The following is a 23,469-nucleotide window of genomic DNA, read 5'->3' as shown; positions in this document are numbered from 1 at the left end:
TCCTGCGAGTGAGGCTGGGCGGATCGGGCCGCCCAGTCGTTGATGTAACACTTTCGAGCCCTGCGACGCTGCCTCAAACCCGCGCCTGAGCAGGGAATATGTGCTCAGCAGACCACTTCGGACGGTGACTGCACAGGCCCCTTAAGTCACAGCTGCGTCACGAAGACGAGTCATCCGGCGGGTTCGGTGATTGCCCGGCGGCGCAGCAGCCGCCAGGTCGGCGCGACGCTCGCCGCGAGCGCGAGAAGCATGCACAGGCCGAGGACGCTCCCGACCACCGGCCACGGCACGACCAGGTCGACCGGCGCCCCGACCTGCTCGGCGAGGCCGGCCCGGATGCTCAGCAGACCGGCGAACGCCACGGACCCGCCGAGCACCGCGCCGATCAGCACCACCAGCGGCCGACTCCGCGGCGACCAGCCGGACGACCTGCCGCCGGGTCGCCCCGGCCAGCCGGCCCAGCCGCAGGTCCGCGGCCCGCCCGGCCGCGGCCATCAGCGGCGTGTTGACCACCGCGATGCCCCCGTAACCGGCCGACACCCCGATCAGCAGCAGGGTGGCGAGCCAGACCAGCCGGTCCTCCGCCTGGTCCGCCTCGGGCCCAGGCGGCCACGTCGACCACCCGCGCCCCAGCCGGCGGGTCGACCGGTTCGGCCAGGTAGACCGCCGACGTCAGCGCCGAGGAGTCGTGCGCCCGTACGGCGGCCCGGGGCAGGAGCAGGTCACCGGGGAGCGAGTCGTCGGTCACCGCCGCGACGACGCGCAGCGCCACTTGTTCCCCGTCGGCGGAGACCACCGGGTAGGGCTGGGTGGGCAGCCCGGGTGACGGCGCCGCCGAGGCGGTGACCCACCGTGTCGTCGCCGCGCAGCTCCGCCAGCGATCCGGTGAGGACGGTGAGCGCGCGGTTGCCGCGGTGAACGCCGCCAGGTCGACGCCGAGCGCGGTGAGCGGCCGGATCGGCGTTGGCGCGGCGTCGTCGGTGACGAAGACCGTGGTCGGCAGCACGGCCGCGCCGGGGGTCGCCGCGGCGGCCTGGTGGGTGAGGCCGGGCGCCCGGTCCGGGAGGGCCATCCAGGCGGCGCTGACGGCGCTCAGCCGGCCCGCCGCGTAGACCGCGGTGGAGGTGCGAACGAAGCCCGACACCAGCACCGCGAAGGCGACGGTGAGCAGTACGGCTGCGGCGGTCGACGCGGTCCGCCGGGTCGCGGTCATCGCCGACCGCCGACCGCCGACGGATCGTGAGTTGCCGGCCCAGCAGCTTGGCTGGCGCCGGCGCTGGTTCCCGCAGCCGCATGGTCGCTTGGAAAGCACGCTCACCAACGCCGCGTCTTTGTCACGGCAGAAGCGGGTGGCAGGCGGCCCGTCGTGCGACGACGACGAGTAACCTGCCCAGGTCGCTTGAGCACGCCGGAGGATGCTGTGGGTTGGGACATTCTCGTCTTCGACGCCCCGGCCCACGCCAGGTCGGTTGACCAGATACCGCAGGGCTTCAAGCCGCCGCCCTTGTGCACTGGGCCGGATCTTGCGGGTGACCAGGTACGAGCCGCCGGTCACGACGCGCACAGGGGTCCAACTCCCATACCCCGGGGATCGATCGGCTGGGTAAGGCATTGGCACGAGCGGACGCCACGACGCCCGACCAGCGGCAGATGCTGATACCTCACCCCGCCGATTGGCCCTGAGCGGACACCAGCACCACGAGCCCGCGGCACGTGGACTTGGTTCGACGGCACCGGGCCGTGACGTCCTAAGCGCAGCCGCCCAAGCGGGTGATAAACGTACCGAGCCCATGATGCGATCGGCAGTCTCCCCGGCATGTGGGGACCCGCCGTGACCGCTGGCAGCAACCTGGAGAACGACCGCGTCGACATGCACGGGCATACGGCGCATGCGGGCGTCGTCTGCGAGCGGATCGTGCCACACACCGACAAGGCGGTCGTCGCGGCCGGACGCCGCGGCGGCCGGCCGGTGGTGGCGAAACTGCTCACCCGCCACCGGCCCGTACTGGGTAGCCCGCCGCGACCACGAGCTGATGGTCTACCGCCGGTTCACCGCGTATCCGCCGCCGGCGCTCCCTCGTGTCCGGTGTTGACCCTGACACCGTGTTAGGCCGCAGGATAAGGCGGTGTTCAGCATCGGAGACTTCGCCGCACTCGGCCGCGTGTCGGTGCGCATGCTGCGCCACTACGACGCGATCGGCCTCTTGCGGCCCGCCGCGACGGATCCGGTCAGCGGGTACCGCTACTACCGCGCCGACCAGCTGCGCCGGCTCAACCGGATCATCGCCCTGAAGGACCTGGGACTCACGCTCGCGCAGGTTGCCGACATCCTCGACAACAAGGTCACCGTCGATGAGCTGCACGGCATGCTCCGGCTGCGGCGCGCACAACTGGAGGAGCAGCTCAGCGCCGATGCCGCCCGGCTGGCCGGCATCGAGGCGCGGCTGCGCATGATTGAACAGGAGGGGCACATGAGTACCGAAGACGTCGTGTTGAAGCGCATCCCGCAGGCGCGCGTCGCCGAGCTTTCGGCGGTGGCCGCCAGCTACGAAGGGCCGGACATCGGGCCGGTGATCGGGCCGCTGTACCAGGAGATGTGGCGGCGGCTGAAACAGACCGGCGCGACGGTGACCGGTTCGCCGATCGCCTACTACGTGCCGGAACCCGGCGCGGACGGCGACGGCCAGGAGGTTCGGGTGCACGCGGCCGTCGAGGTGGCCGCTAACACGCCTGCCGGCGACGGCACCCTCGACATCCTCGACCTGCCCGGGATCCAGTCCGCCGCCACGATCGTGCACCGGGGCCCGATGGACGAGGCGTTCCGCAGCATGCAGATCCTGGCCCGCTGGATCGACGACAACGGCTACACGCCGGTCGGGTACGCCCGCGAGGTCTGCCTCGAGTTCGACCCGGAGAACCCGGTGAACTGGGTACACGAGCTCCAGCTCGGGGTCGCCCGCCCCTGACGGTTGCGATCGGCGGCTGGGTGGCAGCGGGAGCGGTACTCGGGGGCGTGCCAGCCAACTGCGCGAGTGGTTCGATATCAAGCCCCGCCTCGTGTAGAAGCCGAACCTGACCCCAGAGACTCAGGCACCACGCTGCCTCGACGACGCACTCACATCGGCATGTCCGGTCGTTCGGCAGCGCCCGCTCAGCGGCATATCCGGGTGTCAGCATCAGCCATTAGCGCCCGGCAGGCATCATCGAGGGCGTGCTCATCGAGGATAGAAAAGGTCGCCGCCGGCCGGACGGCTGGGCGGCCACCAGTTGCCAGCGGGTGGCGCTCTCATTGAAAGCGCCGGCCGGGCCTTCTGGCTTTGGTCGGCTTGTTAATTACGGCATCCTTGCCCCTGCGGCGCACCACGATCGATTTCGCCCTTCTTCTCAACCCTTGTAAGACTCTGACCCTCATCGCCAGTCTCCCTTCTCGCGAACGTCAGATCAGCCATTGCGGTTCCGCGCCGAACAATGGGGCGGGTGGCCCCGGTGTGACTGCGGCGCGGGGCATCATGTGGCGTGATCCTTCGTATCGCAGCCCGCGTACCCGACGAGCCAGCACTCATTCATCAGCCTCGGACTACGCTGCCCTCCCCGGCGACACCCTCGGTGTCGACGCCGACTGGACATCGACTACACCGTCATCGCGGGCAGGTCCCGCCCCCAACGGGAGAACACCCCTCGAATGAGTAGGTCACTGGTCCGGTCGCGGGCGGCGCGTTCGGACACCGCCGCCTGACGTGGCGGTCTCCGGCCCCGCGGCCAGTTCAACGCACCGGCACGGCCTCGGCCTCACCGAGGTGCTCACCGACGAACTCGCGGACATCAACACGAACCTCGGTGTCGTCCCACTTCACCCTGGACAGCAGATCGTGCATCCCGTCCGGGCCGGCGTCCCCGACATGCTCCGCGATCGTCCAGCAGTTCTTCCTCGGCAACGGCGCCAGCAAACCACGGACGAACTCGCGCACCGGCGACGCGGCTCAGGCCTGCGGAAACGCTGCCCGACCGTCAACATCAGCTCGTCGAACAACACCCGCCACCGTCGGGCGTCCCCCCTATATCCGGCAGCCGCCGCTGCGTCATGGTCAGTCCACACAACCGTCCACGATCGACGGTGGCTGTCCTTATTCTCCGCGCCGCATCGACCGCAGCTCAACCACTCTCGTAATTTTGCGCAACATCGTCGATGAGCCGGCAGCGATTCTTGTGCGCGGAAGGGGTTATGGCAACGTGGAGTGCATCGTCCCGGTCAATTGGCGGGCCTTAGCACGCGCGCACGAGTTGGTGCGTCGACTGGATGACGGGTCGACGAAAGGCCATGATCACAATCCCCGGCTGGAGTACTAGGCCGCGGAATGGGGAACTCCCGCCGCCAGTGCCCCTCGTTACTCTCAGCCTCGTCACACGAACACTCGCCGTCGAACCACGCCTCGAACCGATCCCACTTGTCGATCGGGTCGTCCAGATACACCTCCGTGGTGCCGCCGGCGTCGAGGCGGTCGGAACCCGACGGCCGGTAGCCGCCGCTCTTAAGATGCAGCCGCCCGGCGAGGGTGAACGGATGCCGCCCATTGTTCTTGACGATCAGGAAAAGGTTCGGCCGATTGGGGTCGCGCGGGGTTCCTCCGCCGAATGGTCTGGGTGACCGACACCGACGCCGGCCCGAAGAAGTGATGGTCGCGCCGCGCCTCGATCCACAGCGACTAATGAACGGCGTCAGCGGAGCGCCGCGCTTCGTCCTTGGCCGCCTCGGCAATCGCGACCTGCTTCTCAGCGGGCGGCGCCTGCACCGTGCGCCGTTGCACTGGGCGATCACCCCGACCGGGGGCACGATGGGTGCGGCGGTCGCGGGTCGCGGCAGCACCCTCGACGGGGACACGTTGATCGGGATGGCCGACGCGACAATGTATGCGGGCAAGGCCGAGCGGCGGTCCGCCGCCACCGCCCCATCTGCTGGTCCAGTCGTGGAGATGTGCTGATCCACCTGCACAGGACGTCGGTACCTACGACGCGTCGAACCGACACGCGTGGTAGCCATTACTGACTGGGCTCCGTGGCGTCGTGATGCCTAACGAGCGGGCGATGGGGGCGGTCGTCGGCTTCCGGTCGGCGTCACCCTCGACACGGAACGGGGTGCGCAGGCGGGTCATCGCACCGAACTTGCGTCAACTGCGGGTGTGTGGTCGAAAGGCGCATCTGCTCCCGGTGCTTCACGGAACAAATTCGAGTCATGCGCGGTTACATCAGTCAAGAACTGCTCCAAGTTTGGCGCGCCAACGCGCGACCCGTTCGCACATGCAAGCCGGGTGCGGAAATGAGCGGGGCGCATCCGGCCGCTCGCCGGGATCCGTTTCGCTCGGCCCGTAACCCTAACCCAGAAAAGCCATCGTTTACGGCTTGGGCTGGGTGTGGGTAGAATTGATCAAGCAGCCCGCCGGTTTTCTACCCGGCCTGCATCTGACGTCGACCACCACGCGCCGCGACCAATCGGTCAGCGCCGTGCACGGCGAGCCCTTCCACGTTCGGAGACTCCCATGGCGGCACGCCGCCCCAGCAAGACACCCCTTGTCACACCCACCTCCTTCGCTGACCTCGGCGTGCCCGGCCGCCTGGTCGCCGCGCTCGAGCAGGCGGGCATCAGCACGCCATTCCCGATCCAGGCCGCGACGCTCCCGGATTCACTCGCCGGACGCGACGTGCTCGGTCGTGGCCGCACGGGATCGGGCAAGACATACGCCTTCGCTCTCCCGGTCCTCGCCCGGCTCTCGGCCGCCACGTCTCCACGGCTGCCCGGCCGCCCGCGCTCGCTCATCCTGGCGCCCACTCGCGAGCTGGCGACCCAGATCGAAGCGGCGATCGCACCGCTGGCCACCGCGCTGTCGCTGCGGACCCTGACGATCTTCGGCGGGGTGAGCGCGCGGCCACAGGTCGGTGCACTGCGTGCCGGGGTCGATATCCTCATCGCCTGTCCCGGCCGGCTCGCCGACCACGTGTCGACCGGCCACGCAATCCTCGACGCCGTCGAGGTCACAGTGCTCGACGAGGCGGACCACATGGCCGACCTCGGCTTCCTGCCGGTCGTACGGCGACTCCTCGACACAACACCGCCCCGCTCCCAGCGGCTGCTGTTCTCGGCGACGCTCGACGCGGGCGTCGACGTCCTCGTGCGGCGGTACCTCTCCAACCCAGTCACCCACAGCGTCGACTCGGCGATGTCCCCGGTCGCCGCGATGACCCACCACGTACTCCGGGTCCGTCACGATGACCGGCTCCCCGTCTTGATCGACCTGACGGCCGCCCCGGGGCGCACGCTCGTGTTCACCCGCACGAAGCGGGGCGCCAAGAAGCTGACCAGTCAACTGGTCGCCTCCGGCGTGCCCGCCGTCGAGCTGCACGGCAACCTGGCGCAAAACGCCCGAACCCGCAATCTGGCGGCGTTCTCCGCCGGCGACGCCCGCACACTTGTCGCGACCGACATCGCGGCGCGCGGTATCCACGTCGACGATGTGGCTCTCGTGATCCACGCCGACCCGCCAGCCGAGCACAAGGCATACCTGCACCGCTCGGGGCGGACCGCGCGTGCCGGAGCGAGCGGCACCGTCGTCACCCTGATGACCGACGACCAGGTCACCGACGTGCGCGACCTCACCCGCCAGGCCGGCATCAACCCGACGATCACCCGGCTTGGCCCCGGTGACTCGCTGCTCACCGAACTCGCCCCGGGCGAGCGCCGCTTCGTGACGCCTCCCGTAGCGACGACGGCACCGCATCACAGACGAGGCGACAGCGCCACGCAGCGCTCGCCGCGCACAGCGACGGGCGGATCGACCGCCCGGGCGGCGCGCGGGACAGGCTCGGAAAGTCGTCGGGCGAGTGCCGTGGAAACCACGTCCGCGCCACGGGGCGCCGCGGCGTTCTCTTCCGGCACGCGGGTTGGTAGCCGGCGCGGTCAGCGTTGACAGCGAAGACACCGCGCGGGCGGCTTGCTCGTGCTAGCCTGCCCGCGTTGCAACTTTTGGTTTGTCGCATACTTTGCCAGCGCCTGGTGGGTACCTAACCCGCCAGGCGCTCTCTGTTCTGCCGGTCCTTCCGGACCAGCAGCGGCGACAACCGAGGGCCCGTATACGTGGCTCCATCAGCTACTCAGAGGAGAAGACATGGCATTCGGCACAGTCAAGTGGTTCAACGCGGACAAGGGCTTCGGCTTCATCACGCAGGATGGCGGCGGCGCTGACGTCTTCGCCCACTTCTCCGCCATCTCATCGAGCGGGTTCCGCAGCCTGGACGAGAACCAGCGGGTCGAGTTCGACGTCGAGCAGGGCCAGAAGGGCCTTCAGGCCGCCAACATCCGTCTGGTCTGACGTTTGACTCCGCCGTGCGTGGCGACGAGGCCTCGCCCGTCGCCACGGCGGTGGCTGAGACCAACGGACCGGCGAATGCCGATCCGTTCCGACACCGCGATCCTGCCCGGCCTCGAACCGCTGGTGCTGCACGCGCTGTAAGCCCCGAGTCGCGGCCGGGACCGCCAGCATCGACCGGCTCCGGCTGGCCCTGGTGCCAGAGGTGCGACTGGTCATAGCCGAGGACGCGATCGCCCTCTAGGCCCGGCTCGAAGCCGAGGCGGGGCACGTCCTCCCGCCACCGTTCTAGGCGTCGGCCTGGACCGGCGGGCAGAGTCTCGCGCGTTACATCCTCGATCACCCGGACACCGTGGCCGGTCGCCATGTCCTCGACGTCGCAACCGGCTCCCGACTGGTCGCTACGGTAGGCGTCAACTTCAGCACCCGCAGGGCCTTCTGCAAGAACCGCCGGGCAGCGGCGGCATCACGGCGAGCCGAGACGAGCACCTCGATGACCTGCCCGTGCTGGTCGACCGCCCGGTAGACGTACCGCCACACCCCGTTGACCTTCACATACGTCTCGTCGACGAACCACCGATCACCCGGGAAGTGGCGACCGAACCGGGCGGCGTCGGCCAGCAACGGGGTGAACCGTTGCGGCCACAGAAAGACGCTGACGTGATCAATCTCGACACCGCGCTCAGCCAGGACCTCCTCCACGTTCCGGTAGGAGAGGTTGTGCCGCAGGTACCAGCGGACCGCGACGACGATCGCCTCTGCGGGGAATCGGAACCCACCGACTTCGGCGGCGACCAGGGACGATGACGACCCGACCACTGCACCAGTCAAGCCTGCCTCGATCCCTCGACACGGGCAACGCAACAGACCCCCCTCACTTATCCTTCCGCTCATGCCGGCGAGTCTTTCGCCCCGCCTCGCCGCGATCGTGAACGCGCTTCCCCTCCAGCCGCACTCCCGCGTCCTCGAAATCGGATGCGGGCCCGGGTCAGCCGCACGAGCGATCGCGGCTCGACTCACCACTGGCCACATCCTGGCAATCGACCGATCGGCCACCGCCATCGCCCAAGCAGAAGCCGCCTCTGTAGAGGAAGTCGCATCTGGCCGCATGACTGTCCGCCATGTCGCTGCCGAAGAGTTCGTCCCGCAGGCTCACGAAGAACCGTACGACGTAGTGTTCGCTGTCCGCGTCGGCGCTCTCGACGGGCGACATCCCCAGGTCGGTCAGCGGGTACTGCAGCGTATCGCCATGGCGACCACGGCAGACGCCCGGCTCTTCATCGACGGCGGCGATCCGCTTCGTGAACTACCCATCCCACGGTCGTAAGGCCGGTCGAAGGGACACAGCGGTCAGTGCTGGAGGGCGGCCAACGGGTGCCCTCACCGCAGTCAAGTCAAGATTTCTCATCCACAAGTATCGGCAATTTCTCCTTGGTGAGGTAGACGCTGCCGTCCGGGGCGCCGACGGTGGCGGTGAGGGCATGGCCCGCGCGCTCGTACAGCTCGATGTTGCGTGCGCTGCGGTGGCCGGTGAACAGTTCGCAGTGCGTGGTCTCCTCGGGGCCTGCTCTTCGACGTGCGAGAGCAGTCAGGAACCGATGCCATTCCCGGCCTGGTCGGGAGCCACCATGAGGCGGCCGATCAGCCACGCCCGCCCGTGTGCCCCGGCTCGGACTGCCGCGACGAGGCGTCCGTGCCGGCGTACGCACCACAGCTGCCAGGTCGACATCGATGCGCGCAGATCATCGAGTGTATCCCGTAGCGGTTCCAGGTCGAGGGTGTCGTTCGCGAGGGCTTCCTGCACCCAGCAGCACCGCTGGAGCACGAGCCTCCGACGTCGTCTACGACCTCTCCATCGCCGGCGAGTACGCCGACCGGATGGTGCTGCTCGCCGACGGCCGGGGCGTCGCCGCAGGCACCCCCGGGAAGCGCTCACCGAGAAGCTGCCCGCCGAGCACTACCGGGCAAGCGTGCGGGTGGTCGACGGCGAGCACGGGCCGCTGGTGGTGTCCGTGCGGCCGGAGCCCCGCACGGTCAGGTCGGCAGAGTAGGCCCGAGGATCGAGAAGAACGCCCCCTGCGGATCGGTGAGCACGGCGAACCGGCCCCGCCTCAGATCGGTCGGCTGGACGGAGACCGCCCCGCCCAACCGTTGCGCCTCGTCCGCGACGGCGTCGGTGTCCGACACCGCGAAGTAGACCATCCAGTGCGACGGGAGGTCACCCCAATCTTCGCCGATCATGGGCATCATCCCGGCGACGGGGCTGCCATCCAGCTGCCAGGTGGTGTAGGTGATCGGGCCCATCGGTTGGTCGTCCGCCGTCCAGCCGAACACCGAGCCGTAGAACTCCTTCGCCCGGTCCCACTCCCGCGTGGTCAGCTCCGCCCAGGTCAGCGAGCCGGGTACATCGAACACCCCGGCCCCCGGGATGCCAAGCGACTGCCACACCCCGAACGGTGCGCCGGCCGGGTCGGCGAAGAGCGCCGTCCGCCGGGAGCCGAGGACGTCGAAGGGCTCGGTCAGAACCCGGCCGCCGGCGGCGGTCACCCGCCGGCCGGCCCCGTCGGCGTCGTCGGTCGCCAGGTAGGGCATCCAGGCAAGCGGAAGTTGCGGGCCGGCTCCCGGCCCGGCACCGGCCACCGGTTTGCCCTGCTGGTGGAAGACGACGTGACCGTCAGCCGGGGGTTGCCGGTCCGCCTCGGCGACGGCCCAGCCGAACAGGGGCGCGTAGAAGCGCGCCGCGCCAGCGAGGTCGGTGGTGAACAGGTCGACCCAGGCGGGTGCTCCCGGTGGAATATCCGTCATGGCTTCGGTTTACTTCCTCTGCTCGTGGGGCGGCTCTGGGCGGGATGCCGGCGGGCGGGCCCGACCGTCGTCAGCCGGCACCGGTGCTGGCTAGGGCGATGCTGGGGGCGGCCATCGCCGGCACGCCCTGCCGGCATCGTGGCACCGACCCGCTGGCGTGCGTGGCGGAAACGGACGAAACGTCCCTGGATCTCCGGCATTCCGACGGCGTACACGCGTACGAAGGGCGCCCGGAACGCCAGGAAGTGCACGTGGTTCAGAAACTGCGCCTCCACAGGCCCTCGGGGGCTCGTAAAGTCATCGCCGCAGGTCGGGATGGTAACGAGATCTCGGCTGGAACCATGTCCGCGTGATCATCTCGATGCTCTACACGGCGGCCCGCCCGGCTGCTGTCCTTCCCCGGAGTGCTGCTGCGCCGCGACACGGCCAAGGACGCCGAGTTGCTTGTACTCCGGCATGAGAACGCGGTGCTGCGCCGTCAGATCGCCGGCTCAGTCCGCTACAAGCCCGCGGACCGGTTCTGGCTGGCCGCCCTCTTCGGCCTGATACCCCGCTGCCGCTGGCGTGAGGTCTTCCTTGTCACGCCCGGGACCCTGCTGGCCTGGCACCGCAGGTTCATCGCCGCCAAGTGGGACTACAGGGCCCGGCGCGCCCGCACCGGACGCCCGCCGACCAAGGCAGCACTCAAGAAGCTGGTCCTGCAGCTCGCTCAAGACAACGCGAAATGGGGGCACAGGCGGATCCAAGGCGAGCTGGCCCGACTCGGTCACCCCATCGCCGCCTCGACGGTCTGGGAGATCCTCCACGCGGCGGGCATCGACCCAGCCCCACGCCGTACCGGCCCGACCTGGCGCCAGTTCCTCACCAACCAGGCCCAGGGCATCATCGCCGTCGACTTCCTGCATATCGACACCGCCCTCGGCAGGCGCCTGTATGCGCTGGCGTTCCTCGAACACGGCAGCCGGCGCCTGCACATCGCCGGCGTCACCGCCCACCCCACCCGGGAGTGGGCGGTACAACAGGCCCGGAACCTGGCCGCCGACCTCGGCACGCGCATGGAGTCCCTGCGCTTCGTGCTGCGCGACCGCGACGGCAAGTACGGCCAGTCCTTCGACGCCGTCTTCGAGGCCGAGGAGATGGAGATCCTCAAGTGTGCACCGCAGGCCCCTCGGATGAACGCCCACTGCGAGCGGGTCATCGGCAGCATCCGGCGCGAGGCCCTGAACCATGTGCTCATCATGAACGAGGCCCACGCCCGGCACGTCCTGGCCACCTACGAGCGGCACTACAACGAGCACCGGCCCCACCGGGCCCGCAACCAACTCCCGCCGGGCGCTGACCAACAGCCCATCACCGTGCACGAGCTCGAAAGCCGCCGACTCCTGCGTACCCGCATCCTCGGCGGCGTCATCAACGAGTACCGCTATGCCGCTTGACCGGCAGCGACGACTTTCCGAGCCCCACAGGTTGTGCACCAGGTCGAATTGCGCCGAGCGGGCCATCGCGTGCGAGACGTGCATCGCCTCCCACACCCGGCCGTCCATGCTCGGCTCGTCGGCGTACACGCGGGGGCACACACCGTCGGGGAAGGCGGAGGTGACCGAGTCCAGCGTCGCGAAGAGTGTCACGTCAACGCCACGGGTGGCCAGCCCCTCGGCGAGCAGCCCGGTCACCTGCTCCCAGGGGCCATACCGGTCACCTGCTCCCAGGGGCCATAGTGGTACGGGGTGTCCGCCAGGCGACCGGCCCGAGCAGAGCCACCCTCACGGGGATGTCGCCTCGGCGAGGTCAGCCGGATCAAGACGCAGGGTCGCGAGCAGCCCGACGTGCTTGTCGGAGTCCACCCGCTCCGGCAGCTCGCGCTCGACCCAATCGGCCCTGGCCTGCTGGCCGCGCTCGCGTAGAGCTGCAACGACCCTGTGCTTGGCGATCGTCATCGTCTGCTCCCTTGTGAAGCCGTTCGGGACGGTCATGGTCACCGGGTAGCGGCGTGGAGGCGCTGGTCGAATCCCCATCACCACGGCGCCGAGGTGCGCGGCGGGCCTTCGAGCTCTCACCGTGACCGGCGAATCGTGCGGTACGGGCGTGGCATCTTCAGGGGGCGGAGCCGGCGTGGCGGGCGCCTCAGATGTGGAATGTCGTCGAGTCTGGGACAACCCAGGCTACGCCGGTCCGGCCCGGCGTGCCGGGCGTCACTGAGATGATCCCCTGAGACGGGTCAGCGGTCAGCGAACACCGTGATGAGCACCAAAGGCAGGAGCAGGACGGTCACCAGGAGGAACACCCGCATACGGAGCGCGCGGACGTCGACAGCCCGCCTGACCCGTACACCGAATGTCGAGGGGACGGATTCCCCTTTGACGGGCGGGGATGGCCCGGTCGCGGCGATCGGACGAACGGCCATGACACCCTCTCCTGGTGATCTCAACGATCCGGCCCTGGTGCCTGAACGGTCCGGGAGGATGACCGGTCAGCTGAGCACCCGGCCCTGAGCTGGGCCAGGGAGCGCTTCAGCAGCCGGGAGACGTGCATCTGTGACAACCCGACCCGGCTGGCGATCTGCGCCTGGGTCAGGTCGCCGTAGAACCGCATGGTCAGGATCCGACGCTCACGCGGGGGAAGCGCCGCGAGGAGCAGCCGGAGTGTCAAATGGTCGTCCACGGCGGCGTATCCCGGATCGACGGCGCCGATGAGCGCGATGCGCTCGACGTGATTGGTCAGGGGCTGTAGCTCGTTCAGCGACGGCAACCGGTAGACCTCGGAGGCGACGAGGGCGGCCAGGAGTTCGGCGACGGTCACCTCGAGGTGGTCAGCGAGCTCTCCGTCAGTCGGTAGGCGACCCCGTTGCTGCCCGAGCTCGCCCCGGGCGGCGGACACCCGGTAATTCAGTTCCTGGGACGCGCGCGGCACCCGGATCGCCCAGGCCGTGTCACGGAAGTGCCGCCGGATGGCGCCGAGGATGGTCGGGATGGCATAGCTGGCGAACGGCGTCCCTCGGTCGGTGTCGTATCCGTCGACGGCCCTGATCAGGGCGAGCGCGCCGACCTGTGCCAGGTCCTCGTAAGGCTCTCCGCGACCGGAGTAGCGGCGAGCCAGTCGACCGGCCATCGGCAGGTTGGCCTCAATGATCCGGGCTCGCAGCCGCGCGCGGTCGGGATCGTTGGCGGCCAGGGCCGCGCGTCGACGCAGCAGTTGTTCGCTGTGCCCCGTTACCGCGTTCGGAGGCGGAGGAGGGATAACTGCCGTCGCGGTCGCGATGGGGGTGACCATTGTTCAACGCCCCTTACGGGCTGGTGGCGGCGACACTGGCGGCCACCGGGGACCCGGGCGACATGCCCACCGTACGCCTCATCTCGCGGATCGGCACCCTCCGCCGGCAGCACTCCCGGGAGCCGGCTGTTCAGCGGGGCCGGCCCGGGGCCGGTCGTCAGCCGGGCCGGTTGACGGCCGGTCCCGGCGCGAACTGCTCGGAACCGTCGACGATCGCCTGGGACAGTTCGGACAGCCGCCGGTTGCGGCTGCGGGCGCCGTCGCGCAGCAGCGCGAAGGCTTCGCCCACGTCCACCCGAAGGCGTTCGGCCAGGACCCCCTTGGCCTGCTCGATCAGGACACGGCTGTTCAGTGCGGTCTGCAGCTGTTCGGCGAGCATGTCACGCCGGTGGATGGCGCGCTGTTGCAGCAGTCCGATGGTTGCCACATCGGCGAGCGCCTGGCCGATGCGGAGCTTGCCCTCGTCGAGGACCCCCGGCTGGACATCGAAGAGGTTCAGCGCGCCGATGACCTCGGAGCGCAGGCGCATGGGCAGGGCGTGCACCGCAGCGAAGCCGACCTCGGCCGCGGCGGCGGTGAACCTTGGCCAGCGATTGGCGGTTGGCAGGTCGGCGACCGACACCGCTTGACCGGTACGGAAGCAGTCCAGGCAGGGACCCTGGTCGGTCTGGAGCTGGAACAGCTCCAGCAGTCGGGTGCGTTCGGAGGAGGCGGCGACCACCTGCAGCGTGTCCCGCTGGTCCGTCAGGAGCAGCCCGGCCGCCGACACACCCAGCAGTTCGACACACCTCTCGGTCAGCACGTGCAGGAACTCGATCACGTCGAAATCGTCGACGAGCGTGTCGGCCATTTCCACGAACACGTCCGCCAGCTGGCTCTCGCCCATGTCACTCACCCTCGTCGTACCATAGTCCCGTCGGTTCTCCGGCGGTACGGGGCCGTGGTCGGCGCCGCCGCCTCGCGACGGCCGCGGTCGGGCTCTCACCCGGCCCCGCCATCCCGTGCGTCGTCGGTGGAGTCGAAACGCAGGCGGCGGGCTACCACGTCACCTGCCACATCCCGCAGGCGCCGGCCGTGGGAGTAGGCGAAGGCGCGTAACCGGATCAGCGCCACCGCCGCGGTCACCCCCAACTGGACCGTGACCATCCCCGTGGCCTGGTGCACCTCGGGATGCTGCAGACCGGCCTGCTCGGGCCAACGCTCGTGCCGGTCCGGCCGCGCGCCATCGAGCAGCACCGCGCACGCCGTGTCAGCCAACACCAGGGCGTCGGTCAGCTGCTCGCCGTCGAGGCCGCCAGACCGCGCACGGTAGAGGTCCAGTACACCGAGACGGATCCCGCCGACCTGGAGCGGCAGCGCGAACACCGCACGGACCCCGGCGCGCACCGCCGCCGGGGCGAACGCCGGCCAGCGGGCCAGGCATTCCGGCGCCGCCAGATCGGCGACCAGATGCGGCCCGCCGGTGATCGCGTCCACGCACGGACCCTCACCGAGGGTGAGGGTCAGGTCCTCCAGTTCCGACGCGGTCCGGTCACTGGCACACAGCATCTCGCGGGGGGTGGCGCGCAGCGTCACCGCGACAGCGGCAGAGTCGACGCCGGCGACCGCCACCGACGCGGCGCAGACGTGCTCGACCGCGACCGTCCCGCCCCGGGCCACGTCCACGACCAGGGTCCACAGCCGGATTCTGCGATCGGAGTTCATCGGTTCGCCGTACCGGGATCGGCCCCGCGACCACAATCGGACGCGGTCAATCGGAGCACAGGCACGCGGGTGCGAGAAGCGACTCGCAAGCGGGGACGGGTCTCGCTGATTCGCTCGTCCAAGACTGGCTCCGACCCGGGTCGTCCGAAGCGGACATATGCCGTGCGGATGACCGGGGTCCCGGGCGACGTTCACACCTTACTCCTGAGCAGCGCCCCTGCGCGGCGGGCACCCGGCGACCTTGGCCGCGAAGGCGGTAGCCGACACGATCAGCGGCAGGCACGCAGAAGCGTACGATGGTAGTTGTCGCTCGGGACCCCGGTGGCTGACAGTTCGCCGCTGGCGGACGCACCCCACCGATCGAGGTCGCCGTGTTGGCCGCCCGACGCACGACATCAACCGGTCACGTCGCCGGCCTCCTCGTGCGCCCCCTGGACCCGACCCGTCCCGTCGCACCGGCGTTCCGGACTGGGACACCGCGTCACACGCCCGCCATCGCCCATGCCTGCGCTGGCTCCTCACGGCATTCAGGCATGTCAGCTGCTCCTTGGAAGGCGGCGGTTTGTGATGACCGCACCCCGCAACCATCCTGACCCGGTTCCCCCGATTAACGGCCGCGACGGCACCGACGCCGCTTCCTGGCCCACGCCGGACCGACCGGCGGCGGCACGCTCCCGGATGGGCGGCCTGTGGGTCGCCGCTGTGGTGTTCGCGTTCGTGCTCCTGCTGCTCCTGATCTTCGTGCTGCAGAACGGCCAGCGTGTCGAGGTGTCGTTCCTCGGCGCGCACGGACACCTCCCGATGGGCGTTGCCCTGCTGCTAGCCGCGGTCTTCGGGATCCTGCTCGTCGCCCTCCCCGGCACCGCCCGCATCGTGCAGCTCCGGATGCTCCAACGCCGTCCCGCCGGAAACCCCGACGCCCGACCCAGGCCCGGTCCGCTGTCCCGGACGGTGACCGGCACCGCCCGCGTTACGCCGCCGCGTACGTACCGCCAGGACAGGTGAGCCATGCCCACCACCGTGATCCCCCCGTCGCCGCCCTCCCGGCCCCGACTGTCCCTCGCTCCCACCAGGGGCCGGACGGTCCTGGACGGCGGATGGTGGCCGCGTTCCTGGGACCCGGTGGCCGAACTCCCCGGCCTCGTCCTCACCCTGACCGAACGGCATGGCCGGATCCGGCACATCATGCTCAACATCCACACCTGGGACAGCCGGATCCGCCGGTTGGCCGTCGGACCGGACGTGGTCCGGATCGGCTGGTTCGACACCCTCGACCCCGCCCTGCTGATCGTCACCACCGGCCGCGACGACCAGGTCGACCTGCTCGTCGTCCCTCCCGCCACGACACCCGAGGCAGCCGAGCGGGCCATGGCCACCGCCGCCGACCCGACCAACCTCAGGCACGCACCCGACATCCTCACCACCGGACCGACCCCACAGGACGCGACAACGACGACCAGCTCCGACGCGTACGCGGTGTGGGACAACGAGGGCGGCAGCCCCGCGTCGGCCCGAATCCACCGAGGCCACACCGAATCCACCACCCGTCCCCGCACTGGGGTGCCCGCATGAACGCTCTAGAGACAACCATCGTGATCGCGATCGTGGCGATCGGCATCATCGGCCTCATCACCGCCGCCCGAGCGGTGCGCGTCGTCCAGCAGTACGAACGCGGGGTGGTCTTCCGCTTCGGCCGGGTGCAGAAGGGCAGCCGCAGCCCGGGGCTGACCCTCATCGTCCCCGGCGTCGACCGGCTGGTGAAGGTCAACCTGCAGATCACCACCCTCAGCGTTCCCGCCCAGGACGGCATCACCCGCGACAACGTCTCCGTACGCGTCGACGCGGTCGTCTACTTCCGCGTCGTCGACCCCGTCAAGGCTCTGGTGAACGTGCAGAACTATCTTTACGCCGTTTCCCAAGTTGCCCAGACCTCGCTGCGCGCGGTGATCGGCCGCGCCGACCTCGACGAACTGCTCTCCGACCGGGACAAGCTCAACTCCGAACTCACCAGCATCATCGACGCACCGACCGAAGGACCGTGGGGTGTGAAGGTCGAACGTGTCGAGGTCAAGGACGTCGCGCTGCCCGAATCCATGAAGCGGTCCATGTCCCGCCAGGCGGAGGCCGAACGCGAACGCCGCGCCCGGGTCATCGCCGCGGACGGCGAATACCAGGCTGCCACCAAACTCGCCCAGGCCGCCGCCACCATGGCCGCCGACCCCGCCGCCCTGCAACTGCGACTGCTGCAGACAGTCGTGGAGGTCGCCGCCGAGAAGAACAGCACCCTCGTCATGCCATTCCCCGTCGAACTGCTGCGCTTCCTGGACCGCGTCACGCCCGCCGCGAGCACGCCGGCGCCGGTCGTCGCGACCCGGCCGCGGGCCCCGGAGACCGTGACGATGCCGGACGTGCGACGCGTGACCAGCGAGCCCGATCCCGAGGCCACGCCGATGCCGGTGGCCTGACCGGACGTGGTCCCGACCCCGGTGACCCCATCGGCAACGGGCGCCGACATCGGTGGGATCGGCTACGACCCGGGTGCTCACCAAAACAGGATCGGATCTGCGGCCACAACGGCTGACAGCGCGCCGCGAGTCAGTTGACGGCAAGAGGGCAAACGGCGGTCAGTCGGTCGGTGTGTGGAAGAAGGTTTCGAGCTGTGCCAGCGGTTCGGCTCCCAGCGCGACGGCGAGTTCGCGACCGAGAAGATCGTCATAGGCGACGCCGAGATCCGGCATAGTGCCGTTGATCTCGCGGAGCCGGTCTGCGGCCCGGCGAGCGGCGATGGCGGTCACCCATGCGGTGCCGTCGAGCTGACGGGAGGCGGGCATCGGCGCGAGCTGCCACACCTCGACGAACACCGCCCGGGTCACCGCTACGGCGAGCGCCGGGCTGCCGAGGCTCTCACACACCTGAGCGAAGACCGCGCGGACGAGACGACGGTGGAAACGGCGGAAAGCGGCCTGGTCGCGGTCGGCGATCCGCTTGACGAGATCGTTGACGGACTCAGTACCCGGCAAGACGTAGATGCGTGGGACAGGCATCCGATGCTCCTGGTGGTGTGCCTGCGGGTTGGGGCACCGCCAGGGACCAGGGCAGCTACTGCGTCCCTCACCCTACGCCACCGGGCAGGCCACGGAGCGCATCGGGCGTCCACTTTCACGGTCGATGGCTCGGCGGGGAGCAGCCCGTATGCGAGGGTCATGCCAAGGCCATTGTTCCCACCCTCATAGGCAGCCAGCATCTGGTACGGCGCTCCATCGAGGATCGGCCGCCGGTCGCACCGCTACCGCCGTGCGCCCACAGGCTGCACTGATGCGGCCGACATCGAGGCCGCAGCGTGCACGGGTGGGCCGTCGGCACGGTGCTTCTCAGGTCGATGGGGCGTATGTTGTCGCTCCAGTCCCCGGTGGCAGCCAACCCCGCCATTCGAGGGATCTCGGAGTTCGCCATGAAGGCACTCGTCTATCACGGACCAGGTGCGAAGGCCTGGGAGGACGTCACCCTTCCCGAACTCGTCGCTGACAGCGACGCGACCGTGCGGGTCGACACGACCACCATCTTCGGGACTGACCTGCACATTCTCAAGGGCGACGTGCCGGCGATGGGACGGATCATGGGGCACGAGGCGCCAGCAACCAGATCTACGCTCGGCGCTTCGGCACCCAACCGCTTCGACTTCGGCGAGTTCATCCGGGCCCACGACACGTTCTCCAACGCTCGGGAGACCGGAGCGTTGGAGGTCGTCCTCAGCCGGAGCTGACCGACTGCCCAGCCAGCCGTTCACCGACACCGTCCGTGACAGCCCTCGTGGGCTGTCACGGACGGTGTCTATCAATGCCGGTACCTCCGGCCAGGTCGGAACACCACGCCGGGCTACCGCGCCGCACCCTCCAGCACGGTGCGGGCCCGTTCGCCGTACCCGACGGCGACGAGAACCTCGAAGCGGCTGGGTACGGTGGCGCTCCTGGAGGTGAAGTCGCGACGCCCGCCGGTCAGGGCATAGCCGGCCGCGGCGAACGCCATCCCGAACAGCACACCCCAGGCGAGACCCAGGGTCATGGCTCGGACGAATCCGATGGTGCCCAGGACGCCGAGGAGCAGCCCGACGAAGACGCCGAACCAGGCGCCGCTCGCGGCACCGGACAGCAGCGCCCGCGGCCAGGTCAGCCGCCCGGTGATCTGCTCCACCAGCCGCAGGTCACTGCCGATGATCTGGGTAGTCCCCACCTCGAGGTGATGCTCGGCGAGACAGTCGACCACCTGCTGGGCCTCGGCGTAGGTGGGATAGCTGCCGAGGGGCACCTGCTCAACGGGTGGCCGGGCAGGCAGTTCGCCCCGACCAGCCAATCTGGTCATACGCCTCATGATCGCCTCCCGGCCTGCTCGTGTGTCCGCTCCGCCGGTGGCACGACCACCACCGGGCACGACGCGTGCTGGACGCAGTGCTGGCTGACCGACCCGAGCAGCATCCCGGCAAGGCACCGTGCCCTCGGCTACCCACCACCAACAGCTGCGCCCCACCGGCCGCGTCGAGCAGCACCTGGGCGGGATGGCCGTGCAGCACACGGGTCAGGACCGGGACGGGTGCGGCATCCCCGGCCTCGTCCGCGACCGACTCCGCGAGGATCTTCTCGGTGACCGCGGCGACGCTGACTCCTCGAACACCGCCGGCGACCAGCCGGACGCGAACCCGTACACCGCCGGGTCCTGCCACGCGCTCACGGCCTCGACCCTCGCGTCGGTCAGCTCCGCCTGGGTCACCGCCCACCGCAGCGCCGCCCTGGATCCCGGCGATCCGTCGACCCCGACGACGATGCGTCGGTCATGCTCCGCAACCTGGTTCATGTCGGACTCCTCGATGCTGTTGCCCGCGTCCCGCATGGGCTACCGGCCGGTCCCTACTTCAGCCAGGCGGTGCGTCGCACCAACGGGATCGCGGCCCAGATGGCGCCGAGTCCGAGGGTGCTGCCGGCGCCCAGCAGGGCCAGGACGATCAGCACGGCCGCGTAGATGAGGTGGTCGTCCATGAACGGATTGCTGGCCGGCGGGAGGACCGCGGTCCACATCATCAGGGTCAGCAGCGCTCCGCCACCGGCTGCCAGCCGCATCGCGACGCCCAGGATCAGAGCGCCGCCGATGGCGAGCAGAGCGCCCATGAACAGCAGGTCGGTCAGGCCGGCCCCGGCGATCGAGTGGTAGAAGCCGGCGAACGGACCCTGGGTGGCGGATCCCAGGAACCCCTCCGTGGGGCTGCCACCGTTGACCCAGGACTTCGCGGCGGTCGTCTCGTGCCCCAGGCCGAACATCTTGTCCAGGAACGCCCACAGGAAGATCCAGCCCAGCGCGAGCCGGATGCCCGCGAGCAGATACCGCACCGGCGCGCTCAGGTGTGGGCCGACCTCGGTCCTGGCGGTCGGCGCCGATCCACGGCCGCGGTCGGTGGCGGTGCCGATCGGCCTGACCTGCTCCCCCGCGGGCTGAAGTCCGGCAACGTCCGGCACCAGCGGTGCCGGCCCGGCGCTCGGTACGGGGGTGCGTAGGGTGCTGTTGTGGTCCTTGGCGATGTAGGCCATCGCGCTCACATTCCTTCGATGCTCATCGAGCAGTCCCACGAAGCGAACGGCCGTGGGTGAGTCGTTTGGTCTGGCCAGCGAGTCTGTGCCACAACGGGTCAGTCGGCCGCGCGCAGCGCGGTGCGACAGCAACGGAACCTGGTCGGCTCGTGGGCGGATCGACGGCGGCGGGCGGGCAGCCACCGGGGGCCCGAGCGACACCGTCACCATACGCGCAGTCAGCGGGAAAGGCACCGCGCGAACGGGGACGCATCGACCGGGCTGGTCCGGAAGCGGGTTCAATCCGATCATCACCGCCAGCGGTGCGGGAGCGTAGGCTACGGGTGTCGCTCGGGACCCCGGTGGCTGACAATTCACCGCTGGTGCACGCGCCCTCGGTTGAGGTCCCGATGGCGGCCTGTTCCCCTTCTGGGACGCAATCGCGGCGCGACGTCGCGGATCACTCCCGCCACAGGCCTCGCCGGTCGAGCCGGGCGCAATGAACCGATGCCACCAACCGCTGCGCCTCGGGCCGCGCCATGACCGAGCGAGGCGCGTGACCGGCATCGCCCGGCGACACAGAGATCCACGAAGGGACGCTGTCGTGCCGACGCAGACTCAACCAACCGACGCTCGGGCCGTGACCCAGGCGCTGGTCGGAGCAGCAACCGTGGCGGGCTACGCGCCGTCGATCCACAACACCCAGCCCTGGCGGTGGCGGGTGGGCGGGACCCGGTTGAGCCTCTTCGCCGACCGCGCCCGGGCGCTCGCCGTCACCGACCCCGACGCCCGGCTCGCGACGCTGAGCTGCGGGTCCGCCCTGCAGCACGCCCGGATCGCCCTGGCGGCCCAGGGCTGGCGCGCCATCGTGACCCGGATCCCCGACCCCACCGAACCCGACCATCTCGCGCAGCTACGCGTCGTCGGGCGGGCGCCGGTCGAACTGCAGGCCGTCCGCCGTACGCACACGATCCGGCTACGGCACACCGATCGCCGCCCGGTGACCGGACCGCCGGTCGGGTCCGACGACCTGCGCGCCATTGCCGACGCGGTAAAGGCCGAAGGCGCGTGGCTGCACGTTCTGCGACCAGACCAGGTGATGGACCTCGCCGCCGCGGCCAGTCACGCCCAACATACGGAGACCGCCGATCCGGCGTGGCAGGCGGAGCTGGCCTACTGGACCGGTGGCACCCGACCAGCGGGCACCGGTGTTCCCGACGACACGATTCCCCTCCGTGCTCCGCAGACCACCGTGCCCGGCCGCGACTTCGGCCACCGCGGCGACCTACCCGTGAGCACCGGGCACGATCGCAATGCCGTGTACGCGGTGCTCTACGGTCCCAATGACCAGTCAGTGGACTGGCTGCGCGCGGGCGAAGCCCTGTCGTCGGCCTGGCTCACCGCGGTCGAGCTCGGGGTGTCCGTCCTGCCGCTCAGCGCCGCCGTCGAGGTGGCCGGCACCCGCCAGTCGGTGCGCCGGCTGGTGGCCGACCTCGGTCATCCGTACCTGGTGCTGCGACTGGGAATGCTCGACACCGACGACGTCGGGCCGCCGCACGCGCCGCGACTGCCCGCCCAGCCGCGCATCGACCGGCCGCCGCCGAAGGCATCTCGTCCCGGCCGGGCTGAAGACGACAGGCCCTCCGGGCCGAAGGGTGGCGGCCGACATGACCCCGCATCACCACCGACACCCCGCTGACCAGCACCGGCACGATCACCGCACCTCCGGACAACGCCTGGCCGACTCGGTCACCCCGGTGTTCGGGTCGCATGCTGACTCGGCGACCTACGCTGCCGACGCGGCCGAGGAACTGCCGGCCGCCGGCAGCGTCGCGGACACGCGCCCGCCGGCAGGGGTGCGGTTCACCCCCAACGGGTATTCGGCATGAACTGTCGCGAGCCGAGGTTGAGCCCGACCATCCCGCACCACCGTTGCGGAATGGCACGGGCGGCGGACAGCGGTTGTTGAGTTGCGTTCGAACGCATCAACAGCGCCCTTCGCGCGGGGTCCCACCGCGCCCCGCTCCCCACCCTCGGGACGTCCCGTCACCAAGAGAACGACGTGCGCCTACCCGTCGCGACCGGCCTACCGCAGGCAAAGGGGTTCGTGTCGGTGGGGCGCGTTCAACCCCAACTACATGATCAGGATGGCCGCTGACCTGCAGTTGAGTTGACTGCCGCTCCTACCGTCAGCACGGCCAGGCGAGCACGGCCAGGCCGATGTCTCGGTGCCAGCCGGTCCAGCCGCGGATTTGGTAGTGGTCCAGGCTGGCTTGACCTTTGCCGGTGCAGCCGCCGGTACGTACGCCACCCGTACGCGGTACCGTCCCGGTTCGGCGTGCGGCGCGTCATCCAGGCTTGGTGATTCGGTACAGCCGACAACCGAAACCGCTCCGGTCGCTAAGTCGAGATCTGCCTCGACGACATGCTCCGCTTCTTCAAAGCCGACCACCGGTGGTGACCCACTCGAGGTGGGCACCAGGTCGTTCGCGTCGAAGGCGACGGTGGTGTCGATCACCCGGACCAGCTGGTCCGGCGGCACGCCGACCGCCGTGGCCACCCGGGTCAACTCTTCGTCGGCGGCGTCAGCGGTGGACAGTCTGGCCCGCCCGGTCTGCACACCGTCTCGGTTCATCGCCAGCAGGCCCTTGTCGCTCCACTCGGCCATCACGACGCCGTCACCCAGGTGGACGGTGATCAGGCCGTGGCCGCCGCCGATGAACTCGCGGACCAGGACAGCGCGCAGCCGGTCGTCGCGTTCGGTCAGACCGAGCATA

Annotated in this window: 25 protein-coding genes and 3 pseudogenes; 12 read left to right on the top strand and 16 right to left on the bottom strand. The window is 69.8% G+C overall.

Annotated elements, in window-relative coordinates; translation table 11 throughout:
• Positions 1–170 precede the first annotated feature (170 nt).
• Together BUS84_RS39455 and BUS84_RS03165 are read right to left on the bottom strand one after the other, a co-directional pair.
• Complete coding sequence (locus BUS84_RS39455) at positions 171–395, bottom strand: hypothetical protein (protein WP_074308591.1); 225 nt, start codon at positions 393–395, stop codon at positions 171–173.
• Positions 386–1,213 carry a hypothetical protein gene (locus BUS84_RS03165; protein ID WP_074308590.1) on the bottom strand — a complete coding sequence of 276 codons (828 nt, stop codon included), beginning with the start codon at positions 1,211–1,213 and terminating at the stop codon, positions 386–388. Before BUS84_RS03165 ends, BUS84_RS39455 begins: the two co-directional genes overlap by 10 nt.
• Before the next feature lie 913 nt (positions 1,214–2,126).
• On the opposite strand from BUS84_RS03165, the gene BUS84_RS03160 reads away from it, so the two are divergent.
• Positions 2,127–2,966, top strand: a complete 840-nt coding sequence (locus BUS84_RS03160; RefSeq protein WP_074308588.1) for a MerR family transcriptional regulator — start codon at positions 2,127–2,129, stop codon at positions 2,964–2,966.
• A gap of 804 nt (positions 2,967–3,770) precedes the next feature.
• Here the strand turns inward: BUS84_RS03160 and BUS84_RS03155 are convergent.
• Positions 3,771–4,015, bottom strand: a pseudogene (locus BUS84_RS03155) (transposase); the annotation flags it as partial.
• 784 nt (positions 4,016–4,799) lie between these two features.
• Between BUS84_RS03155 and BUS84_RS38930 the strand changes: the two are divergent.
• The 3 genes from BUS84_RS38930 to BUS84_RS03140 all read left to right on the top strand — a co-directional run bounded on the left by BUS84_RS38930 (position 4,800) and on the right by BUS84_RS03140 (position 7,361).
• A complete protein-coding gene (locus tag BUS84_RS38930; RefSeq protein ID WP_143728183.1) occupies positions 4,800–4,979 on the top strand; it encodes a hypothetical protein in 180 nt (59 codons plus the stop codon).
• 555 nt (positions 4,980–5,534) lie between these two features.
• Positions 5,535–6,959: a DEAD/DEAH box helicase gene (locus tag BUS84_RS03145; RefSeq protein WP_074308582.1), complete on the top strand. Its 1,425-nt coding sequence runs from the start codon at positions 5,535–5,537 to the stop codon at positions 6,957–6,959.
• A 198-nt stretch (positions 6,960–7,157) separates the two neighbouring features.
• The gene (locus BUS84_RS03140) at positions 7,158–7,361 is read left to right on the top strand and encodes a cold-shock protein (protein ID WP_074308580.1); all 204 of its coding nucleotides are present in this window, start codon (positions 7,158–7,160) and stop codon (positions 7,359–7,361) included.
• A gap of 378 nt (positions 7,362–7,739) precedes the next feature.
• Here the strand turns inward: BUS84_RS03140 and BUS84_RS03135 are convergent.
• A pseudogene (locus BUS84_RS03135) lies at positions 7,740–8,156 on the bottom strand (IS6 family transposase); the annotation flags it as partial.
• Between the two features lie 94 nt (positions 8,157–8,250).
• Between BUS84_RS03135 and BUS84_RS03130 the strand changes: the two are divergent.
• Positions 8,251–8,685 carry an SAM-dependent methyltransferase gene (locus BUS84_RS03130; protein WP_074308578.1) on the top strand — a complete coding sequence of 145 codons (435 nt, stop codon included), beginning with the start codon at positions 8,251–8,253 and terminating at the stop codon, positions 8,683–8,685.
• A gap of 261 nt (positions 8,686–8,946) precedes the next feature.
• Here the strand turns inward: BUS84_RS03130 and BUS84_RS38925 are convergent, their stop codons facing one another.
• The gene (locus tag BUS84_RS38925; protein ID WP_208869667.1) at positions 8,947–9,162 is read right to left on the bottom strand and encodes a GNAT family N-acetyltransferase; all 216 of its coding nucleotides are present in this window, start codon (positions 9,160–9,162) and stop codon (positions 8,947–8,949) included.
• Positions 9,163–9,197: 35 nt separating this feature from the next.
• Between BUS84_RS38925 and BUS84_RS03120 the strand changes: the two are divergent.
• Positions 9,198–9,409, top strand: a pseudogene (locus BUS84_RS03120) (ABC transporter ATP-binding protein); the annotation flags it as partial.
• On the opposite strand, the gene BUS84_RS03115 reads toward BUS84_RS03120, so the two are convergent.
• A complete protein-coding gene (locus BUS84_RS03115; RefSeq protein WP_074308576.1) occupies positions 9,393–10,163 on the bottom strand; it encodes a VOC family protein in 771 nt (256 codons plus the stop codon). The pseudogene BUS84_RS03120 and the gene BUS84_RS03115 overlap by 17 nt on opposite strands.
• A 404-nt stretch (positions 10,164–10,567) precedes the next feature.
• Between BUS84_RS03115 and BUS84_RS03110 the strand changes: the two genes are divergently transcribed.
• Positions 10,568–11,599, top strand: coding sequence for an integrase core domain-containing protein (locus tag BUS84_RS03110; protein WP_208869506.1), 1,032 nt, complete (start codon positions 10,568–10,570; stop codon positions 11,597–11,599).
• Between the two features lie 327 nt (positions 11,600–11,926).
• Here the strand turns inward: BUS84_RS03110 and BUS84_RS38555 are convergent, their stop codons facing one another.
• From BUS84_RS38555 to BUS84_RS03080, 4 genes are all read right to left on the bottom strand, one after another.
• Positions 11,927–12,100, bottom strand: coding sequence for a hypothetical protein (locus tag BUS84_RS38555; protein WP_167627020.1), 174 nt, complete (start codon positions 12,098–12,100; stop codon positions 11,927–11,929).
• Between the two features lie 487 nt (positions 12,101–12,587).
• Positions 12,588–13,433: a SigB/SigF/SigG family RNA polymerase sigma factor gene (locus BUS84_RS03090; protein ID WP_074308568.1), complete on the bottom strand. Its 846-nt coding sequence runs from the start codon at positions 13,431–13,433 to the stop codon at positions 12,588–12,590.
• A gap of 157 nt (positions 13,434–13,590) precedes the next feature.
• Positions 13,591–14,319, bottom strand: a complete 729-nt coding sequence (locus BUS84_RS03085; RefSeq protein ID WP_074308566.1) for a GAF and ANTAR domain-containing protein — start codon at positions 14,317–14,319, stop codon at positions 13,591–13,593.
• Between the two features lie 95 nt (positions 14,320–14,414).
• On the bottom strand, positions 14,415–15,137 hold the full coding sequence (locus tag BUS84_RS03080) for a GAF and ANTAR domain-containing protein (protein WP_074308564.1): 723 nt from the start codon (positions 15,135–15,137) through the stop codon (positions 14,415–14,417).
• Positions 15,138–15,704: 567 nt separating this feature from the next.
• On the opposite strand from BUS84_RS03080, the gene BUS84_RS03075 reads away from it, so the two are divergent.
• Genes BUS84_RS03075 through BUS84_RS03065 form a run of 3 tightly spaced genes read left to right on the top strand, consistent with a single transcriptional unit; the run spans position 15,705 to position 17,602 of the window.
• Positions 15,705–16,142, top strand: a complete 438-nt coding sequence (locus BUS84_RS03075) for a LapA family protein (RefSeq protein WP_084757111.1) — start codon at positions 15,705–15,707, stop codon at positions 16,140–16,142.
• Positions 16,143–16,145: 3 nt separating this feature from the next.
• Entirely contained in the window at positions 16,146–16,709 is a 564-nt protein-coding gene (locus tag BUS84_RS03070) for a DUF5994 family protein (RefSeq protein ID WP_143728182.1), read from the top strand.
• Positions 16,706–17,602, top strand: coding sequence for an SPFH domain-containing protein (locus BUS84_RS03065; RefSeq protein ID WP_074308559.1), 897 nt, complete (start codon positions 16,706–16,708; stop codon positions 17,600–17,602). Before BUS84_RS03070 ends, BUS84_RS03065 begins: the two co-directional genes overlap by 4 nt.
• 159 nt (positions 17,603–17,761) lie before the next feature.
• Here BUS84_RS03065 and BUS84_RS03060 read toward each other — a convergent pair whose 3' ends face one another.
• Positions 17,762–18,181 (bottom strand): sigma-70 family RNA polymerase sigma factor, encoded by a 420-nt coding sequence (locus BUS84_RS03060; RefSeq protein WP_143728181.1) that lies wholly within the window; start codon positions 18,179–18,181, stop codon positions 17,762–17,764.
• Positions 18,182–18,588: 407 nt separating this feature from the next.
• On the opposite strand from BUS84_RS03060, the gene BUS84_RS37155 reads away from it, so the two are divergent.
• The gene (locus BUS84_RS37155; RefSeq protein WP_143728180.1) at positions 18,589–18,900 is read left to right on the top strand and encodes an MDR/zinc-dependent alcohol dehydrogenase-like family protein; all 312 of its coding nucleotides are present in this window, start codon (positions 18,589–18,591) and stop codon (positions 18,898–18,900) included.
• A 113-nt stretch (positions 18,901–19,013) separates the two neighbouring features.
• Here BUS84_RS37155 and BUS84_RS03050 read toward each other — a convergent pair whose 3' ends face one another.
• From BUS84_RS03050 to BUS84_RS03040, 4 genes are all read right to left on the bottom strand, one after another.
• The gene (locus BUS84_RS03050) at positions 19,014–19,496 is read right to left on the bottom strand and encodes a YflT domain-containing protein (protein ID WP_074308554.1); all 483 of its coding nucleotides are present in this window, start codon (positions 19,494–19,496) and stop codon (positions 19,014–19,016) included.
• A 5-nt stretch (positions 19,497–19,501) separates the two neighbouring features.
• A complete protein-coding gene (locus tag BUS84_RS41105) occupies positions 19,502–19,609 on the bottom strand; it encodes a universal stress protein (protein WP_244298348.1) in 108 nt (35 codons plus the stop codon).
• Between the two features lie 100 nt (positions 19,610–19,709).
• Positions 19,710–19,985, bottom strand: a complete 276-nt coding sequence (locus tag BUS84_RS41100; protein ID WP_425293421.1) for a universal stress protein — start codon at positions 19,983–19,985, stop codon at positions 19,710–19,712.
• A 53-nt stretch (positions 19,986–20,038) separates the two neighbouring features.
• The gene (locus BUS84_RS03040) at positions 20,039–20,713 is read right to left on the bottom strand and encodes a hypothetical protein (RefSeq protein ID WP_074308552.1); all 675 of its coding nucleotides are present in this window, start codon (positions 20,711–20,713) and stop codon (positions 20,039–20,041) included.
• 619 nt (positions 20,714–21,332) lie between these two features.
• Between BUS84_RS03040 and BUS84_RS03035 the strand changes: the two genes are divergently transcribed.
• Complete coding sequence (locus BUS84_RS03035; protein WP_074308550.1) at positions 21,333–22,391, top strand: Acg family FMN-binding oxidoreductase; 1,059 nt, start codon at positions 21,333–21,335, stop codon at positions 22,389–22,391.
• Between the two features lie 435 nt (positions 22,392–22,826).
• Here the strand turns inward: BUS84_RS03035 and BUS84_RS36485 are convergent, their stop codons facing one another.
• Positions 22,827–23,468, bottom strand: a complete 642-nt coding sequence (locus BUS84_RS36485; protein WP_143728179.1) for a hypothetical protein — start codon at positions 23,466–23,468, stop codon at positions 22,827–22,829.
• Position 23,469 lies beyond the last annotated feature (1 nt).

The organism is Micromonospora cremea, assembly GCF_900143515.1.
Classification (GTDB): Bacteria; Actinomycetota; Actinomycetes; order Mycobacteriales; family Micromonosporaceae; genus Micromonospora; species Micromonospora cremea.
This window is presented reverse-complemented; position numbering and strand designations above follow the sequence as displayed.